This window comes from Rivihabitans pingtungensis, assembly GCF_003201855.1.
GTDB classification, from domain to species: Bacteria; Pseudomonadota; Gammaproteobacteria; order Burkholderiales; family Aquaspirillaceae; genus Rivihabitans; species Rivihabitans pingtungensis.
Window position 1 is genome coordinate 99819 of sequence record NZ_QJKI01000007.1, and the last position, 16510, is coordinate 116328.

Here is a 16510-nt window from a genome sequence, read left to right on the forward strand (position 1 = left end):
CGGATGGAAAACCAGCATCGTCAGCCACTCGTTAACAACAATCAGGCCGAGAGACTACCATTGTCGGGCGAGAGCGGGTAGCTACCCAAGGGTGTGGGTGACGGGTTTTGCGTGGGATTTTGGCATGGATCAAAAGACGGCGCGCCATGCAAAAAGCCCTGAACCAGTGTCCAGGGCTTGATGGGTGCGTCTTGGAGGCGGAGGCCGGAATCGAACCGGCGTGGACGGCTTTGCAGGCCGCTGCATAACCACTTTGCTACCCCGCCGAAGGCGTTGCAATTCGCAGTCAGGCTGCGCCTTGCGCGAAAACTGGAGCGGGAAACGAGGCTCGAACTCGCGACCTCAACCTTGGCAAGGTTGCGCTCTACCAACTGAGCTATTCCCGCAGATGCGGCGACGATGACAATTCTGGCGGCCCCAGGAAGGGATGGAGCGGGAAACGAGGCTCGAACTCGCGACCTCAACCTTGGCAAGGTTGCGCTCTACCAACTGAGCTATTCCCGCATCGCCAAACTTGTCGCATGCTGAAACATAAGAAACTGGAGCGGGAAACGAGGCTCGAACTCGCGACCTCAACCTTGGCAAGGTTGCGCTCTACCAACTGAGCTATTCCCGCGCTGTTGTTTCTTGCGTTACAGCAATCGCTGCAAGAGACTGCGCATTATAAGCAGGTTTTTTTTTGTGTCAACACTTCATTGCAATTTTTTTTCGCCGCGCAACTGCGCGCCAGCCATTTGCAGGTAATAAACCATTGACCATAAAGTCAAAATGGCGGCAATCACCATCAGGATGTTTCCGTACAGCGGCGTATCAAAACCCGGCCACAAGGGCTGCCAGTACAACAGCAGCAAAATGGCCAGCATTTGCGCGGCGGTTTTGAGCTTGCCGATATAGGCCACCGCCACACTGCGGCGCTCGCCAATTTGCGCCATCCACTCGCGCAATGCCGAAATGGTGATCTCGCGGCCAATGATCACCATCGCCAGCCAGGCCTGGGTGCGCTCCAGCTCCACCAGCAAAATCAGCGCGGCGGCGACAATCAGCTTGTCGGCCACCGGGTCAAGAAAAGCGCCAAAAGAAGAGGTTTGCCCCCACTTGCGCGCCAGATAACCATCCAGCCAGTCGGTGATGGCCGCCAGGGCAAAGATCAGCGCCGCCAGGCCATTGCGCATGGGTAGATGCAAAGAGGGGTCTGGCCAATAAAACAGCACGACAAACACCGGGATGAGGGCCACCCGCAACCAGGTGAGCAGAATGGGAACATTGAACGGCATGGGCGATCTGGCGCTTTTCCGCCGGCGGGCGGCGCGTCGGCAATAACAGTTTCGGGGAACAGCCGTCAGTGTAGCGCGACGGCCGGCGCGCCAGTGCAAGCAAGGGCGCAGGGTCACACAAGATTCATCCGGGCGGGCAGCGAGGCGCGCTGCGCTGCGTGTTGTGAGCCGCTCTGAGTCGCTGAGCGGCGCTCAGTGCAGCGCCTGGTGGATTTTTTCCGCCAGCGCCAGGCTGACGCCTTCCACCTGGGCCAACTCGGCCACACTGGCGGCCATAACCCCTTTCAGCCCGCCAAAACGGGTGAGCAGGCGTTGGCGGCGCTTGGGGCCCACGCCGGGGATGTCCTCCAGCCGCGACTGCGTGCGCGCCTTGGCGCGGCGGGCGCGGTGGCCGGTGATGGCAAAGCGGTGCGCCTCGTCGCGCAAGGTTTGAATCAAGTGCAACGCCGGATGATCTTTTGGCAATTGTAACGTTTTTTGTTCGCGCGGGAGAATCAGCGTTTCCAGCCCCGGCTTGCGCCCCTCGCCCTTGGCCACGCCAATGATGGGCAGCGACGACAAACCCAGCTCGTCCAGCACCGCCACCGCCACGCCCACCTGGCCCTTGCCGCCGTCGATCAGCAGCGCATCCGGCAGCTCGCCTTCACCGTCGGCCAGCTTGCTGTAGCGGCGGATGAGCGCGTCGCGCATCGCCGCGTAATCATCGCCTGGGGTAATGCCGCTGATGTTATAGCGCCGGTACTGGCTGGACTGCATGGCGCCGTGGTCGTACACCACGCAGGACGCCACCGTCGCCTCGCCCAGGGTGTGGCTGATGTCAAAACACTCCATGCGCTCGACGCCGGGCAGCGCCAGCGCCTCGGCCAGCGCGCTCAGCCGCTGGTGCTGGGTGGCCTTGGACAAGGCGCGCTGATCAATGGCCAGCCTGGCGTTTTTTTCTGACATCTCCAGCCACACCCGCCGCTCGCTATGCGTATGGTGAACCACCGTCAGGCGCTGCTCGGCCTGCGCCTGCAACACCGCCACCAAAGCCTCGTTGACCGGCTGGTTGACCAAAATCACCGGCGGCAGCGGCGCGCCCACGTAGTGCTGGGCCAAAAACGCCTCCAGCACCGCGCCGGCATCCATATCGGCGGCATGCTCAGGAAAATGGCTCTTGTCGCCCAGATGACGGCCGCCGCGAATCATCACCAGATTGACACAGGCCAGCCCTTGCGCCACCACGGCGGCAATCACGTCGCAATCCAGTTGCGAGGCGTTGCTGCTGACAAACTGGCGCTCTTGCACCCGCGCCAGCGCCTGAATCTGGTCGCGCAAGGTGGCCGCCTGCTCGAACGCCAGCGCCTCGGCCGCCGCCTGCATCTGCGCCGACAGATCATCAATCAGCTCGGAATGCTTGCCCAGCAAAAACGCCGCCGCGCGGCGCACATCGGCCTGATAGCTGGCGGCGTCGATCAGCCCGACGCACGGCGCTGAACAGCGCTTGATCTGGTGCAGCAAACACGGGCGCGAGCGGTTGGCGAATACGCTGTCTTCGCAGGTGCGCAGGCGGAACACCCGCTGCAACACCTGAATCGACTCGCGCACCGCGTAGCCATTCGGGTAGGGGCCAAAATACTGGTTGTGCCGGTTCAGCGCCCCCCGGTAATACGCCAGCTGCGGCCAGTCGTGACCGGACAGCATCAGGTAGGGATAGGATTTATCGTCGCGGAACAGAATATTGTATTTGGGGGCCAGCGCCTTGATCAGGTTGTTTTCCAGAATCAGCGCCTCGGCCTCAGAGCGCACCACCGTGGTTTCGATGGCGGCAATCTGGCGCACCATCAGCTGGATGCGCGGGCTGAGGTCGGTTTTCTGGAAATACGAACTGACCCGTTTTTTCAGGTCGATAGCCTTGCCGACGTACAACACCTGCGCGTCAGCGTCCAGCATGCGGTAAACACCCGGCAGATTGGGCAGGGTGTCCAGAATCGGTTTGGGGTCGAACATGGGCGGGCAATCCGGCGGGGGTGGGCGGCAATGCCCACAGCGGTTAACCGGGTATTGTGCGCCCTTGACCAAATTTTGCCAAGCAAGGATTTTTCGGTATAATAAGCCTTTGCCGCAAAGGAATTCCCATGCGCATCGTCCAGAAAGCCTACACCTTCGACGACGTCCTGCTCGTCCCCGCCCATTCCAGCATCCTGCCGCGCGACGTGAGCCTGGCCACCCAGCTGACCCGCAACATCCGCCTGAACCTGCCGCTGGTGTCCGCCGCCATGGACACCGTCACCGAAAGCCGCCTGGCCATCGCCCTGGCGCAGGAAGGCGGCATCGGCATCATCCACAAGAACATGTCGGCCGCCCGTCAAGCGGCGGAAGTCTCCAAGGTCAAGCGCCACGAGTCCGGCATCGTCAAGGATCCGATCACCATCAAGCCGGACATGACCGTCGGCGAGGTCATCCGCCTGGTGCGCGAGAAAAAAGTCTCCGGCCTGCCGGTGATCGAAAACGGCAAGGTGGTGGGCATTGTCACCAACCGCGACCTGCGCTTTGAATCGCGCCTGGACGCCCCGGTGCGCAGCATCATGACCCCGCGCGAGCGCCTGGTCACCGTCAAGGAAGGCGCCTCGCTGGACGAAGCGCGCGAGCTGATGCACGCCAACCGCCTGGAGCGCGTGCTGGTGATCAACGACGCCTTTGAACTCAAGGGCCTGATGACCGTCAAGGACATCGTCAAGACCAGCGAAAAACCGTTTGCCAACAAAGACGAGCAAGGCCGCCTGCGCGCGGGCGCCGCCGTCGGCGTGGGCGAAGGCACCGAAGAACGCGTGGCCCTGCTGGTGGAAGCCGGCGTGGACGTGATCGTGGTGGACACCGCCCACGGCCACAGCCAGGGCGTGCTGGACCGCGTGCGCTGGGTGAAGCAGAACTTCCCGCAAGTGGACGTGATCGGCGGCAATATTGCCACCGCCGCCGCCGCGCTGGCGCTGGTGGAAGCCGGCGCTGACGGCGTGAAAGTGGGCATCGGCCCCGGCTCGATCTGCACCACCCGCATCGTCGCCGGCGTGGGCGTGCCGCAGCTGACCGCCGTGCACAACGTCACCGAAGCGCTGAAGGGCACGGGCGTGCCGATGATCGCCGACGGCGGCATCCGCTTCTCTGGCGACATCGCCAAAGCCATCGCCGCTGGCGCCAACAGCGTGATGCTGGGCGGCCTGCTGGCCGGCACCGAAGAAGCGCCGGGCGAAATCGAGCTCTACCAAGGCCGCTCGTTCAAGAGCTACCGTGGCATGGGCTCGCTGGGCGCCATGCAGCAAGGCTCCAGCGACCGTTACTTCCAGGACAACGAAGCCAACGCCGACAAGCTGGTGCCGGAAGGCATCGAAGGCCGCGTGCCCTACAAGGGCTCGGCCATCGCCGTCATCCACCAACTGATGGGCGGCCTGCGCTCGTCCATGGGCTACTGCGGCTGCGCCACCATCGACAAGATGCGCGAAACCGCCGAGTTTGTGGAAATCACCTCCGCCGGCATGCGCGAATCGCATGTGCACGACGTGCAAATCACCAAAGAAGCGCCGAACTACCACGTTGACTGATGACGTGCGCGGCCTGGTGAGGCCCGACTGGACAAAAAAACCCGTCGCCAGAATTGGCGGCGGGTTTTTTATGAGCGGCGCGAACAGCAGGCGCAGTTGACGCGCGTTTTCATGCGCCAGGCGCGTTCTGTTTAGAAGACGTTGAGAAAACCGTCATTCCCGCGAAGGCGGGAATCCAGGGTTTTGATTTTTCAAGATTTTACTTTTGGAAAACGCGGTTTTACTGAATCAATCCGCACCCCCTTAGCAGCGCTTACAGCGACCAATCCACCGCATTCAAACGCTCAGCCAAACGCGCATCACCGCGCAACCACACCCGCAAACGCGCCAGCCAAGGTGCACGACGGTCAGCCGCCGGCGTAGCGCCAGGTGCGGCGCGCTGGGCGCGCGCTATTTGGGTAAGACTGGTTCGGGCAGTGGCAAGGTTGGGCATGATCAAATCCTGTCGGTCAGAAAAAGCCGTCTGTATGCATCTGGGTCGATGCTTGGTGCGGCGTAGCAACGAACCCAGCTTAGGGACAGACCATCCCGCTTGACCAGCGCAGAACTACCTAAGCCCGGCATGATGCTGGCAAATTCAGTATTCATACGGAGATAAAACTGTCGCAATTTGGCGACAGAGTGAGGGGGCATGGCCTGTGTGCCGTGTGTGACGCTTTGGGCCATCTCAAGTGTGGCTTGTACTCAGCGCTGCGCTCAGTGCAGCAAGACAAGGCAAGAAACGCGCACAGAGAAGTCAGGCGTGTTTGCTTGCCACAAAAGACAGAGGCCATCGCGACAGCGGTGGCGCTTGGCCACAACCCTCGCAACAGCCTCTGGATTTGGGTGGGGCGACAGGATAAAGCGCAGCAAAAATCAGAAACTCGGTTTTTGCATACTTCCCCAGACCCTCAGGTTCAGATCTGCCAATTCATCGAACTGGCCAGCTCGATCATGCGCTTGTCGCCCAGAATGATTTCCCGGAACTTTTCGTGCATTCTTGTGCTGTTGCTTTGGTCCTCCACCATGACCTTATAATGTGCTTCGCGGGAGGTGATGCCTTCTTCACTCAGAAATTTCTGGTAATAATCCTGAAGCTTGCCAAGATACTCGACCCTGCTTGCTTCTGAGTTCAGATTCTCAAACCAGGCTTTTCGCTCTGGTGTATTCAGGCTTTCACCTTCGCCGCACTCGGCATAAAGCGCTGGCATCATTGCGGCATACCATTTTGGAATGGCGCAAAACATTTTTACTTCTTCAAAGAGTCTGGCCTGCTCGGCAGCATCCGATGGCGCTGCCACTTGAGGCGCCATCGCTCGGCCTTGGTCAGAAATATTGACAGTGCTGAATGCAGACCGAGTATTTTCGCTCGCTAAAGCAGCGGTGGCAGCGGCTGGTTTTACGCTATTCTGACGAAAAGTTCGGCTGGCTTCAGAAATAGAAGACACGATGTTCAACATGGCGTAACGCTCCGAAAAGACCTTAGCTTGGATTCCAGTCAAATTGTGATGCCAAGGCAATCATCTGCCGGTCTCCCTGTATCAACTCCTTGAGTTGCTGGTGGATTTTTTCACTGAACTGAACATCGGCGATCATCTTCTGATGAAACACTTCTGGCGTATGAATGCCGTGTTCATCCAGCAAATTACGCCAATGCTGATTGAACATATTGGTGTACGCCACACGCTGGGCGTCTTTGCCATCAGAAAGAAAATCTTTGTTCAGCGTGACGTGGCCATCACCAAAACCATTCAGCAGTTTAGGCAGCTCACCACCTGACATCGGCAACACAGAAGCCAACCACGGTGGAATTTGATACATCTCGACCGGCCATTCGCTCGATGTGGCAGAAGAGCTGGCATGATGGGCATCCTCTTGCGCCAGCATGGCTTGGCCTTGTGCAGAAATACTGGATATTGTCGCCTTGGCTACCTCATTTTTTACTGGCGGCGGGTTGGTCAATGGCTTGGTTAAACTTGCTGATGCTGTTCCAGCAAGAACATAAATATTATTATGGATGCCCAGCATAAGAGCTCCTTGATAAAATATTTGCTTGGTGGATTTGCGATCAAATCGACCAGTTGATTGAGCTGGCCAGCTCAATCATGCGTTTGTCACCTAAAATAATTTCCCTGAACTGACTGTGCATGCGCTGGCTACTGACGGCATCACCTATCATGCGCTGATAGCGTTCTGCCTCAGAAGAGAACTTTTGCTCATCAACAAACTGGGCATAATAGCCATGCAGCTTTTCTTGAAACTCCAGCCGACTGTGTTGTTGCGTTGGGCTGAGCGAAGCCCACCATGACATTTTTTCAGGGCTATTTTGTGTGCCGCTCCACTCAGACCCACCTAATTCAGCATTCAGATAAGGCGCAGGATTCATCTCTGCCAGCCATTTGGGCACGGCGAACTGTGCTCTGGCTTCTTCTGCCAAGCGGGCTTGCTCGGCAGTCGCGTTTTGCTGTGTTGCCATGCGTGACTGCACCAGCATCGCCTGGCCTTGCTCAGAGATACTTGCGGTGCTGGCGGAAGGGGAGGACTGAGGAGTATGAGTCGAAGAGTCAGCAGCTGTGGGCTTGCTATGGCTGGTGCGTAGTGTCTGGCTGAGACTGGCCAGTGAGGAAATCATGTTGAGCATGATGCGTTCCTGTGTCAGGTTGAAGGGTTGTCGCCCACAAACTCCTCTGGGCGCTGTTGCATGTATACACACGCTTGGCCAGAACCACTGCGCAGGGTTTGATGAGCGATGCCAAAGCATCACCTGTTGCGTCTGAGGTTCAATTTAATCTTGCACTCAGCATATCAATGCAAGCAGGCAAAACCCATGGCGCAACAGGAGATGGACACAGAGTAAGAAGCAAAACAAGCCGTTGGCTAGCGCAGAACTACGCAAAATCGCTGCATGCAAGAAAATCCGGTATTTATACGGATGGGAAGTTGTGGCGATTTGCCCACATTGGCAACGCCGATATCGTCCGCGCCATATCTCAGCCGGTTTATGCTGGGCTGGCCTGCGCCGCCAGGTGCGCAAACAGCCGCGCCGCAGCAGGAGAAAGCTCGCCGTCGGCTTTGCGGCACAGATACAGCTGGTGTTCGGCCCAGCTTTCGTCCAGCGGCGTGGCGGTCAGGCGCAGGGCGTCCAGATAGGGCAGCGAGGCGGCGCGCGGCATGATGCCCACGCCCATGCCGGCGGCGATCATGGCGCACATGGCGTCAAAGCTGCCCACCTGCACTTGCATGGGCAGGCTGCGGCCCAATTCGGCGGCGGCGCGCAATAGCCGGCTGTGCAGGGTGCTGCCGGGCTTGAGGCCCACCATCGGGTGTTCCAGCGCCTGGGCAAAGCGCACGCGCGCGGCGTGGGCCAGCGGGTGGCCGGCGGGAGCAAGCAGGGCCAGTTGGTCGCGCCAGCACGGATGCAGCGCCACGCCGTCAAAGTCGCTCAGGTCGCTGACCACGCCAACATCGGCGACATTTTCCGCCACCGCCTGCGCCACCTCGCTGGACACATGTTCTTCCAATTCCACACGAATGCCCGGCCAGGCCTTGGCAAACTGCGCCAGCGCCGCCGGCAGGTATTCGACAATCGCCGAAATATTGGCGAACAAGCGCACATGGCCGCTCAGGCCTTCGCCATAGCTGCGCACCTCCCGCTCGATGCGCCGGGCTTCTTCCAGCAGGCCGCGCGAACGCTGCAACAGGGCCTGTCCGGCGGCGGTGGGGCGCACGCCACGGTTGTGCCGCTCCAGCAGCGGCGCGCCCAGCGCGGCCTCCAGGTCGGACAGCCGCTTGCTGGCGGCGGAGGGGGCCAGCCGGCAGCGCTCGGCGGCGCGGGCAATGCTGCCGCTTTCGGCGGCTGCGACAAAGACTTCCAGGTCGCGCCAGTCAAAACCAATGCGGGAATTCATCATGCGCACCAGAAAAACACTCAATACGCCGATTGTAGCGCCCGGCAAGGGCTGTTTGCCGCATTGCGCAGGGCGAAACGATTTTGTCCAGGACAAAACATTGACAAACTCAGGGGCTGATTCTATGTTGAATCGATTGCCGACCATTTGGCGCGCGCCTGGCGCATGCGCCGGGAGAACCGTCATGTTGCGTCCGCTGTATTGCCTTAGCGCGCTCTGGCTGGCCTTGAGCGCCGGCCTGGCTCAGGCCGCCGACTGCCCGCCGTTGCTCAAGCACCGCTTCACCACGCTGCAAGGCCAGCCGCTGGATTTGTGCGCGCAGCAGGACAAAGTAATTCTGGTGGTCAACACCGCCAGCAAATGCGGCTACACCCGCCAGTTTGAGCCGCTGGAAGCGCTGTCGCGGCGCTGGCGCGATCAGGGTTTGTTGGTGATTGGCTTTCCCAGCAATGATTTTAACCAGGAGCTGGCCAGCAATCAGGAAGTGGCCGAGTTCTGCAAGCTGACCTATTTTGTTGACTTCCCGATGATCGAAAAGGCCAAGGTCAGCGGCGCGCAGGCCATGCCGTTTTATCGCCAGCTGGCGGCCGCCACCGGCCAGGCGCCGCGTTGGAACTTCCATAAATATGTGATTGCCCCCGGCGGCAAGCAGGTGTGGGCGTTTGCCTCTGAGGTCGAGCCAGATTCGCCGCAGCTGCTGAAAGTGATCCAGCCTTATTTACGCACGGCCGAGCGCCGCTGAGTTTTGATTTTTCTTCCCCCCGGAGACACGCCATGGGCGCACCCGAAACCCTGCCCGATGTACAAGGCATGCTGGCTGATTTTGGCTTCACCATCGATCAGGTGGGCGTCAAATCGGTGAAATTCCCCCTGCAAGTGGCCAGTGCCGACGGTGGCGCGCAAGCCACCGTGGCCACGCTGGATATGTATGTGGCGCTGCCGCCCACGCAAAAGGGCACGCATATGTCGCGCTTTCTTGAGCAATTGCACGCGCACCAAGGCCCGCTGGACGGGCGGGCGCTGCATGGCTTTGTGCGCGACATGGCGCAGCGGCTGAACGCGGAGTCCGCCGAAGTCAGCCTGCGCTTTCCGTATTTTGTGCGCAAAACCGCGCCGGTGTCTGGCGCGGTCAGCCTGCTGGACGTAGAAGCCGCCATGCGCGGCGAATGGCGCGCCGACCGTGGCTGGACGCTGACGCTGACCGTCACCACCCCGGTCACCAGCCTGTGCCCGTGCTCGAAAGAGATCTCCCGCTATGGCGCGCACAACCAGCGCTCGGCCATCACCCTGAGCGTGGAGCTGGCCGCCGACGCCGACATGAGCCTGGAGCATCTGGTGCGGGTGGCCGAGCATAGCGCCTCGTGCGAGCTGTTTGGCCTGCTCAAGCGCCCGGACGAAAAATGGGTGACTGAACGCGCCTACGACAACCCGAAGTTTGTGGAAGATCTGGTGCGCGACATCGCCCGCGCCCTGGTGGCCGACCCGCGCGTGCAGGCCTTTGTGGTGGAAAGCGAAAACTTCGAATCCATCCACAACCACTCCGCCTTCGCCCGCATCCGCCACCGTCGCTGAGCCGCCCCATGCCCCGCCGCGTGGCCAAAGCTGACTTGCCCAGCAAAATCTGCCCGGTCTGCCAACGCCCGTTCAGCTGGCGGCGCAAATGGGCGAAAGACTGGCCGCAGGTGAAGTATTGCAGCGAGCGCTGCCGGCGGGCGGGGTAGGCTGAGCCCCGCTCACCAAAGCCTGCTGGCCTTGTGGCACGGCCTCGCACTGGCTGCGCGCGCCCAGTCAGCAGGCGCAGCGCTGAGTGTGGTGAACAATACTTGGCGCTGCCCACCCTCAGCTCAGAACATAGTTGCGCCGTCTCACCGCTGCACCGCCCACTCCACCGCCTCCTCCAGTCGGTCATTCCCCCAGAACAATTCCCCCGCCACCCAGAAGCTGGGCGCGCCGAACAGGCCGCGCGCTTCGGCTTGGTGAATGCGTGCACGCAGCGCTTGGCCCACCGCCGGCTGGGCGGCGTCGGCGCGGGCGCGGTGCGGAGCCAGGCCGCTGACCGTCAGCGCGCGGTCGATCGCCTCGGGCGCGGCGGGGTCTGCGCCCTCGACAAACTGCGCGCGCAGCATGGCCTGGCAAAAGTCGGGCAGCCAGTCGGCGTCGGCATGGCGCACTGCCAGGCGGGTGGCCAGCACCGCCGGTTGCGGAAAGCGCGCCGGCTGGCAAAACGCCAGGCCGTATTTTAGAGCCGCTCACAAAACCCAGCGAAGCGGTCCTGGCTAGGCGTGTGACCGCAGACAGTACAACAAGTACGGCAAGGTCACACAACAACGCCAGGAGGGTTTTGTGCGCGGCTCTTGTCAGACTGGCGGGCCAGGTCGCGCCACGATACGCCTGCTTGGCCGGGTGTTCGGCAAATGGCGTGCTGGCCCAGCCCAGACGCTGAAAAATCGGCCCCAGCAAAAACGGCCGCCAGACCACCGCCAGGCCGTGCTCAGCAGCCAGCGCCGGCAGGCGGGCGGCGGCCAGATAGCTGTAGGGGCTGGCCAAGTCGAACCAGAATTCCAATGGGGTGACGGGTGCTTGAAGCATGGGGTTCAGCCTGCGGAGCGGATGTTTTCGCATGCGCGCCACGCATGCGAAGCGCGCAAAAAACCCGTTTGAAGCGGGCGCGCCGGCTGGTTACAGTGGGGGCGTGATGATGTTGCTGGAGTGTGTGTCATGTCTGTTCCGCTTGCCCTGAGCTTTCCGGCCGCAGATGGCTATGTGTTGCACGGCCATGTCTGGGCGCACGCCCAGCCGTGCGCCAGCCGGCCGGTGGTGATCGTCAACCCGGCCACGGCGGTGCTCAGCCGTTATTACGCGCGCTTTGCCGCCTATCTGCACGCCGCTGGCTGCGAGGTGCTGACTTATGATTATCGCGGCATTGGCGGCTCGCGCCCAGCCCGCTTGCGCGGCTTTCGCGCCGGCTGGATCGAGTGGGGCAGCCTGGATTTTGAAGGCGCCTTGCGTGAAGTGCAGCGGCGTTTTGCCGGGCAGCCGATTTTGGTGGCGGCGCACAGCGCCGGCGGCCTGGCGCTGGGGCTGGCGCCGTCCAATCATCTGGTGACGCGGGCGTTCACCATGGGCGCACAGTTTGCCCATTGGCGCGATTATGCGCCGGGCCAGCGGCTGGGCATGTGGTGGAAGTGGCATGTGCTGATGCCGGCGCTGACCGCGTGTTTGGGGTATTTTCCGGGGCGGCGGTTGGGCTGGATGGAGGATGCGCCGGCCGGGGTGGTGGAGGACTGGACGGCGCGGGCGCCGCGTTTTGAGGCGGTGGCGCGGCGCGGCGGCGAGCGGGTGACGGCGCGCATGCGCGCGCAGTGGCTCACCCAATGTGCGCAGCCGCGCGCCGATTTGCTGGCCTTGTCGATCAGCGATGATCCCTTTGCCGGCGACGCCGCCATCGAGCGCTTGCTGGCCTATTTTACCGGCTGCCGACGCTGGCGGCTGCATGTGCGCCCGGCGCAGATCGGCGTGCCGGCCATCGGCCATTTTGCGTTTTTTCATGATCGCTTTGCCGACACGCTGTGGCCGATTGCCCGCGACTGGCTATTGCATGGCGCTTGCCCGCCAGGTTTTACGGCAACGCCCTGGCCGGGCGAAACGCCGCCCGCGCTCAGTCGCTCGCCAGCGCCTGCAATGTGCGCCGCGTCTGCGCCGCCTGGCTAAGCACCCATTCCACCGCCTGTGCCACCGCCAGGCTGGGCGGCTCGGCGGCGCGCAATAGCGCGTAGCGATGACGGCAAACCGGGCCAGCCGGCGCCGGGATGCGGCGCAGACGGCCATTGGCCAGCAAGGGGGCCAGCAGCGGCAGCCGGCCCAGCGCCAGGCCCTGGCCGGCCAGCGCGGCGTGAATCAGCTGGTCGTATTGATTGAAATGCAGCATGCGCGGCGCCACGCGCCAACCCTGCGCCGCCAGCCAATGCGGCCAGGACAGCCAGGGGTGGGCCGGGCTGTCGAAGGTCAGCAAGGTGGCGTCGGCTAACGCGGCTGGCTGGCTGAGCGCGGCGGGGCCGTGCTGGGGGCTGGCCACCACGGCCAGGGTTTCGTCAAACAGCGGCAGCGCGTCGGCCGGCAAGGCGTCTGCGGCGTCGTAGCGGATGGCCAGATCCACCCCGGCGGCGCGCGGCTCGCGCTTGCGGTTGTCGGCCAGCAGGCGCATGTCCAGCTGCGGGTGCGCGGCCTGCCAGTCGCCCAGCCGTGGCAACAGCCACAGGCCAATCACGCCAATGCTGGCGCTGACGGTGATTTGCCGGGCGGCGTCGTCGCGCAGCGCCGCCACCCCGTCTTGCCAGGCGCGCAGGGCGGCTTCGGCGCTGAGCAACAGCCGCGCGCCGGCATCGGTCAGCCGCAGCGCGCGGTGTTCGCGCAGAAACAAGGGCTGGCCGACGGCGGCTTCCAGCTGGCGGATTTGCCGGCTGACGGCGGATTGGCTCAGACACAGCGCCTGAGCGGCGCGGGTCATGCTCAGTGTGCGCCCAACCATGACAAAACCGGGCAAGACATCCAGTGGGGGCAGGCGTTCGGGCATGGAGGGTGACCAGCAGGAGAATGGCAGGAGATTGTGCCATATGGCAGGCATGGGCAAAGGTTCGGATTTTCTGAACAAACCTGCGCAAAATCCTCGCTATCTTGATCTGGGCGGCGCACCTAAAATCCAGTGCAGATCATCAATTCAACCCGGTTTGCTCTTGGTCGGATCCCTTGAAGCAAGCCTGTACTGGAGTCTGTGCCATGTCCTCTTTCATCAGCCGAGAAGTCGAGCATCTTGTCCCTGGCCAGCCGGCCTCTGATGGCGCCGGGGTGCGCTTGTTGCGTGTACTCAGCGGCGCGGGCTGGCAGCGCCGGCTCGACCCCTTCCTGATGCTGGACGAGTTTCGCTCGGATCAGCCGGGGGATTATCTGGCCGGCTTTCCCGAGCACCCGCACCGGGGATTTCAGACCGTCACCTATATGCTGGCCGGACGTATGCGCCACCGCGACAGTGTTGGTCACGAAGGGGTGATTGGTCCGGGGGCGGTGCAGTGGATGAACGCCGGGCGCGGCATCCTGCATTCAGAAATGCCCGAGCAGCAGCATGGGCTGATGCATGGCTTTCAGCTGTGGATCAACCTGCCGGCCAGCCGCAAGCTGAGCGCGCCGGCGTACCGCGAGTTGGAGGCGGATCAAATTCCCGAGCTGCGCACCGCCAGTGGCAGCCTGATCCGGGTGATTGCCGGGCAGTTGGACGGTGTGGATGGGGCGATTCAAGAGGCAGATACCGAGCCGCAGTATTGGGATGTACGCCTGCCGGCCGGCGCTTGCGAATACCTGGCGCTGCCGCCTGGCCATCACGCGGCGGTGTATGTCTACGCGGGCGAGGCGCAGTTGGGTGAGCAAGCCCACCAGACCGCGGCGCGCACGCTGGCAGTGCTCAGCCAGACCGAAGGCAGCCACGGGGTGATTGTCCGTGCAACACAGGCGGCGCGCCTTTTGGTGCTGGCCGGGCGGCCGCTTCACCAGCCGATTGCCCAGTGGGGACCGTTTGTGATGAACACTCGCGCCGAGATTGAGCAGGCGATTGCCGATATGCGGGCTGGCACGCTGGCGTGATCTGCCATCCGCCTGCACGACAGGGCGAACGATATGGATGGGCTTTGACTTGCCGCAAGAGCTGGCACAGAATGACTATGCCAGAATACTTCATGTTTCCATGTCATCCGCCCTGCGGAGGAGTCTTACAATGCTGTTTCAATCGAACCTGCTCGGACAAGTCACTGTTGATGAAAACACCGTCCTGAATTTCCCGAATGGGCTGCCAGGGTTCGAATCCTGCCAGCGCTTCAAGCTGTTCCATGAAGAATCCGACACCCCGCGCGTGTTCTGGATGCAGTCGCTGGACGACGCCGACGTGCTGTTCAGCGTGGTGACGCCGGAAGAGTTTGGCGTGCGCTACGAAGTCGAGCTCAGCGCCGAACAAGTGGATGCGCTGCAACTGGCCAAGCCGGAAGACGCCGCCGTGCTGGTGATGATCTACAAGGGCAACCAGGAGATTGACGCCAACACCCACCCGCTGCTGAAATCGCTGAGCGCCAATCTGCGCAACCCGCTGGTGATCAACACTGAAACCCTTCGGGGGGTGCAGATCTGTCAGCTGGAATGCGACATGCTGCTGCACAACCGCAAGGCAGGCGAGTGAGTCCGCAGCCACAGTAACCACAACAACGCCACGCTATCTGCGTGGCGTTGTTGTGTGCAGGCCAGAATGCGGAGCCATGCCGGATTGACCCTGTCAAAGCAGCGGATTAAAATCCTAACAAATTACTCGGGTATTATTGCCTGCCCCTCACCGACCCGCAAAGGATTCAGCATGTCCGCCAATATTCAAGACGTCATCAAGCAACAAGTCACCGACAACCCGGTGCTCCTGTACATGAAGGGCTCGGCCCAGTTTCCGCAGTGCGGTTTTTCGGCGCGCGCCGTGCAGCTGCTGAAAACCTGTGGCGTCAGCAAACTGGCCACCGTGGATGTGCTGCAAGACCCGGACATCCGCCAGGGCATCAAAGAGTTCTCCAATTGGCCGACCATTCCGCAGCTGTACATCAACGGCGAATTCATCGGCGGCTCGGACATCATGGCGCAGATGTATGAGTCTGGTGAGCTGCAAGAGCTGCTGGCCAAAGTCGCCTGAGTGTAGTGTGTTGATGTTGTTGTCCACGCCCCGCCTGTCGGGGCGTTGTCATGTCCGTGCCGTGCGGGGTGTGTCAAACTGGCATGCATCTTTTTTTCGGGCCAGAGACCATGCGTAACCTTGTTTGCCTGTGGCGATTGAGCTGGATTGGGATGATTTTTGCGCTGACGCCAGCCTGGGCCGCCGACGTTGGCCCGCACCCGCTGGTGCGTCTGGCTGTCTCGGAATGGCCTCCCTTTACCGGCGAGCACCTGCCGGGCAATGGTATTGGTACGGATACCCTGCGCCAGATGCTCGGGCGGGCTGGTTATCAGCTGGAGCTGGTCTGGCTGCCATGGACACGGGCGGTGCGCGATGGCTCGGGCATGGACAGCAAGCTGGATGGGTATTTTCCGGAATACACCACGGCGGATACCCGTCGGCGTTGTCAGTTGAGCGCACCGATCGGCATGAGTGTGCTGGGCCTGGCGCACCAGGCAGCGCAGCCGGTGAACTGGACCCACATGGCGGATCTGGGCCGTTACCGGGTGGGCGTAGTCAATGGCTATGTCAACACGGATGCCTTTGATGCCGCCGTCAGCGCCGGCATATTGCGGGTGGATGGCGCCAGCAGCGATGAGAGCAATCTGCGCAAGTTATTGCGCGAGCGCATCGACGTGGCGGTGATTGATCGTGAGGTCATGGGCTATCTGCTGGCCGAGCCGGCCTTGCGCAATCAGGCCGGACAGTTGGCGTTTCATCCGCACTGGCTGGGCGAGCTGCCCTTGCGGGTGTGCTTTCGCCACGGCGCGCGTCTGCAACCCATCCTGGCCGCCATGCAGGCGCACCGCCTGCCAGCCGCCCAGTTACGCGCCGGTCAGCGTGACTATCTGCGCCAGCTGGCTGAGCAACGCTGAGCCCGATGCACCATATTGCAATGCAATATCAGAAAAGCTTTCCCCGCCGGATTTAAACGTTTATTTTATCTCCGCGTCGTCGATGATGCGACGCCTGGCCCGCCATCCCGGCAGGCCAGGGACGCAGGGCGCCAAGACGCCCGCGCCGCCTGTCTTCAACACG

17 protein-coding genes, 4 tRNA genes and 1 pseudogene are annotated in these 16510 nt (G+C 62.0%); 9 read left to right on the forward strand and 13 right to left on the reverse strand.

The window, feature by feature from the left end; translation table 11 throughout:
* Positions 1–192: 192 nt before the first annotated feature.
* The 6 genes from DFR34_RS07445 to uvrC form a co-directional block, all read right to left on the reverse strand.
* Positions 193–266, reverse strand: a tRNA-Cys gene (locus DFR34_RS07445).
* Between the two features lie 44 nt (positions 267–310).
* Positions 311–386: transfer RNA gene (locus DFR34_RS07450), tRNA-Gly, on the reverse strand.
* Positions 387–428: 42 nt separating this feature from the next.
* Positions 429–504 (reverse strand) — tRNA-Gly (locus tag DFR34_RS07455).
* Between the two features lie 36 nt (positions 505–540).
* Positions 541–616, reverse strand: a tRNA-Gly gene (locus DFR34_RS07460).
* 76 nt (positions 617–692) lie between these two features.
* Positions 693–1274, reverse strand: coding sequence for a CDP-diacylglycerol--glycerol-3-phosphate 3-phosphatidyltransferase (gene pgsA / locus DFR34_RS07465; RefSeq protein ID WP_110390527.1), 582 nt, complete (start codon positions 1272–1274; stop codon positions 693–695).
* Positions 1275–1466: 192 nt separating this feature from the next.
* Positions 1467–3263, reverse strand: coding sequence for an excinuclease ABC subunit UvrC (uvrC, locus tag DFR34_RS07470; protein ID WP_110390528.1), 1797 nt, complete (start codon positions 3261–3263; stop codon positions 1467–1469).
* A gap of 128 nt (positions 3264–3391) precedes the next feature.
* On the opposite strand from uvrC, the gene guaB reads away from it, so the two are divergent.
* Positions 3392–4852: an IMP dehydrogenase gene (gene guaB / locus DFR34_RS07475; protein WP_110390529.1), complete on the forward strand. Its 1461-nt coding sequence runs from the start codon at positions 3392–3394 to the stop codon at positions 4850–4852.
* An 896-nt stretch (positions 4853–5748) separates the two neighbouring features.
* On the opposite strand, the gene DFR34_RS07480 is transcribed toward guaB, so the two are convergent.
* From DFR34_RS07480 to DFR34_RS07495, 4 genes are all read right to left on the reverse strand, one after another.
* Positions 5749–6291, reverse strand: a complete 543-nt coding sequence (locus tag DFR34_RS07480) for a hypothetical protein (RefSeq protein WP_146215075.1) — start codon at positions 6289–6291, stop codon at positions 5749–5751.
* Between the two features lie 22 nt (positions 6292–6313).
* On the reverse strand, positions 6314–6859 hold the full coding sequence (locus tag DFR34_RS07485) for a hypothetical protein (RefSeq protein WP_146215076.1): 546 nt from the start codon (positions 6857–6859) through the stop codon (positions 6314–6316).
* 40 nt (positions 6860–6899) lie between these two features.
* Positions 6900–7472, reverse strand: coding sequence for a hypothetical protein (locus DFR34_RS07490; protein WP_146215077.1), 573 nt, complete (start codon positions 7470–7472; stop codon positions 6900–6902).
* Positions 7473–7830: 358 nt separating this feature from the next.
* Positions 7831–8742: a LysR family transcriptional regulator gene (locus tag DFR34_RS07495; RefSeq protein ID WP_211309327.1), complete on the reverse strand. Its 912-nt coding sequence runs from the start codon at positions 8740–8742 to the stop codon at positions 7831–7833.
* Between the two features lie 181 nt (positions 8743–8923).
* Between DFR34_RS07495 and DFR34_RS07500 the strand changes: the two genes are divergently transcribed.
* The 3 genes from DFR34_RS07500 to DFR34_RS07510 are packed head-to-tail and all read left to right on the forward strand — an operon-like array spanning position 8924 to position 10460.
* Positions 8924–9481: a glutathione peroxidase gene (locus tag DFR34_RS07500; RefSeq protein ID WP_110390533.1), complete on the forward strand. Its 558-nt coding sequence runs from the start codon at positions 8924–8926 to the stop codon at positions 9479–9481.
* A 32-nt stretch (positions 9482–9513) separates the two neighbouring features.
* The gene (gene folE2 / locus DFR34_RS07505) at positions 9514–10311 is read left to right on the forward strand and encodes a GTP cyclohydrolase FolE2 (protein WP_110390534.1); all 798 of its coding nucleotides are present in this window, start codon (positions 9514–9516) and stop codon (positions 10309–10311) included.
* 8 nt (positions 10312–10319) lie between these two features.
* Entirely contained in the window at positions 10320–10460 is a 141-nt protein-coding gene (locus DFR34_RS07510; RefSeq protein WP_110390535.1) for a DUF2256 domain-containing protein, read from the forward strand.
* Between the two features lie 144 nt (positions 10461–10604).
* On the opposite strand, the gene DFR34_RS17550 is transcribed toward DFR34_RS07510, so the two are convergent.
* Together DFR34_RS17550 and DFR34_RS17875 are read right to left on the reverse strand one after the other, a co-directional pair.
* Positions 10605–10970: a DsbA family protein gene (locus DFR34_RS17550; RefSeq protein WP_110390536.1), complete on the reverse strand. Its 366-nt coding sequence runs from the start codon at positions 10968–10970 to the stop codon at positions 10605–10607.
* Positions 10971–11184: 214 nt separating this feature from the next.
* Positions 11185–11361, reverse strand: a pseudogene (locus DFR34_RS17875) (DsbA family protein); the annotation flags it as partial.
* Between the two features lie 96 nt (positions 11362–11457).
* On the opposite strand from DFR34_RS17875, the gene DFR34_RS07525 reads away from it, so the two are divergent.
* Positions 11458–12450, forward strand: a complete 993-nt coding sequence (locus tag DFR34_RS07525; protein WP_110390537.1) for an alpha/beta hydrolase family protein — start codon at positions 11458–11460, stop codon at positions 12448–12450.
* Here the strand turns inward: DFR34_RS07525 and DFR34_RS07530 are convergent.
* Positions 12398–13312, reverse strand: a complete 915-nt coding sequence (locus DFR34_RS07530) for a LysR substrate-binding domain-containing protein (RefSeq protein ID WP_110390538.1) — start codon at positions 13310–13312, stop codon at positions 12398–12400. The two genes, DFR34_RS07525 and DFR34_RS07530, sit on opposite strands and share 53 nt — an antisense overlap.
* 203 nt (positions 13313–13515) lie before the next feature.
* On the opposite strand from DFR34_RS07530, the gene DFR34_RS07535 reads away from it, so the two are divergent.
* The 4 genes from DFR34_RS07535 (at position 13516) to DFR34_RS07550 (ending at position 16347) form a co-directional block, all read left to right on the forward strand.
* The gene (locus DFR34_RS07535) at positions 13516–14373 is read left to right on the forward strand and encodes a pirin family protein (RefSeq protein ID WP_110390539.1); all 858 of its coding nucleotides are present in this window, start codon (positions 13516–13518) and stop codon (positions 14371–14373) included.
* 130 nt (positions 14374–14503) lie between these two features.
* Complete coding sequence (gene fliW, locus DFR34_RS07540) at positions 14504–14959, forward strand: flagellar assembly protein FliW (RefSeq protein WP_110390540.1); 456 nt, start codon at positions 14504–14506, stop codon at positions 14957–14959.
* 171 nt (positions 14960–15130) lie between these two features.
* Entirely contained in the window at positions 15131–15451 is a 321-nt protein-coding gene (grxD, locus tag DFR34_RS07545; protein ID WP_110390541.1) for a Grx4 family monothiol glutaredoxin, read from the forward strand.
* A gap of 110 nt (positions 15452–15561) precedes the next feature.
* On the forward strand, positions 15562–16347 hold the full coding sequence (locus DFR34_RS07550; RefSeq protein WP_211309329.1) for a substrate-binding periplasmic protein: 786 nt from the start codon (positions 15562–15564) through the stop codon (positions 16345–16347).
* Positions 16348–16510: the final 163 nt, after the last annotated feature.

Excerpts from the sequence above, each read along its gene's own strand:
- DFR34_RS07490 (WP_146215077.1), bottom strand. The coding sequence starts at position 7,472 with ATGCTCAACATGATTTCCTCACTGGCCAGTCTCAGCCAGACACTACGC.
- DFR34_RS07530 (WP_110390538.1), bottom strand. The coding sequence starts at position 13,312 with ATGCCCGAACGCCTGCCCCCACTGGATGTCTTGCCCGGTTTTGTCATG.
- uvrC (WP_110390528.1), bottom strand. The coding sequence starts at position 3,263 with ATGTTCGACCCCAAACCGATTCTGGACACCCTGCCCAATCTGCCGGGT.
- DFR34_RS07535 (WP_110390539.1), top strand. The coding sequence starts at position 13,516 with ATGTCCTCTTTCATCAGCCGAGAAGTCGAGCATCTTGTCCCTGGCCAG.
- folE2 (WP_110390534.1), top strand. The coding sequence starts at position 9,514 with ATGGGCGCACCCGAAACCCTGCCCGATGTACAAGGCATGCTGGCTGAT.
- DFR34_RS07485 (WP_146215076.1), bottom strand. The coding sequence starts at position 6,859 with ATGCTGGGCATCCATAATAATATTTATGTTCTTGCTGGAACAGCATCA.
- DFR34_RS07500 (WP_110390533.1), top strand. The coding sequence starts at position 8,924 with ATGTTGCGTCCGCTGTATTGCCTTAGCGCGCTCTGGCTGGCCTTGAGC.
- DFR34_RS07480 (WP_146215075.1), bottom strand. The coding sequence starts at position 6,291 with ATGTTGAACATCGTGTCTTCTATTTCTGAAGCCAGCCGAACTTTTCGT.
- DFR34_RS07495 (WP_211309327.1), bottom strand. The coding sequence starts at position 8,742 with ATGATGAATTCCCGCATTGGTTTTGACTGGCGCGACCTGGAAGTCTTT.
- pgsA (WP_110390527.1), bottom strand. The coding sequence starts at position 1,274 with ATGCCGTTCAATGTTCCCATTCTGCTCACCTGGTTGCGGGTGGCCCTC.
- DFR34_RS07525 (WP_110390537.1), top strand. The coding sequence starts at position 11,458 with ATGTCTGTTCCGCTTGCCCTGAGCTTTCCGGCCGCAGATGGCTATGTG.
- grxD (WP_110390541.1), top strand. The coding sequence starts at position 15,131 with ATGTCCGCCAATATTCAAGACGTCATCAAGCAACAAGTCACCGACAAC.
- DFR34_RS07550 (WP_211309329.1), top strand. The coding sequence starts at position 15,562 with ATGCGTAACCTTGTTTGCCTGTGGCGATTGAGCTGGATTGGGATGATT.
- fliW (WP_110390540.1), top strand. The coding sequence starts at position 14,504 with ATGCTGTTTCAATCGAACCTGCTCGGACAAGTCACTGTTGATGAAAAC.
- guaB (WP_110390529.1), top strand. The coding sequence starts at position 3,392 with ATGCGCATCGTCCAGAAAGCCTACACCTTCGACGACGTCCTGCTCGTC.
- DFR34_RS07510 (WP_110390535.1), top strand. The coding sequence starts at position 10,320 with ATGCCCCGCCGCGTGGCCAAAGCTGACTTGCCCAGCAAAATCTGCCCG.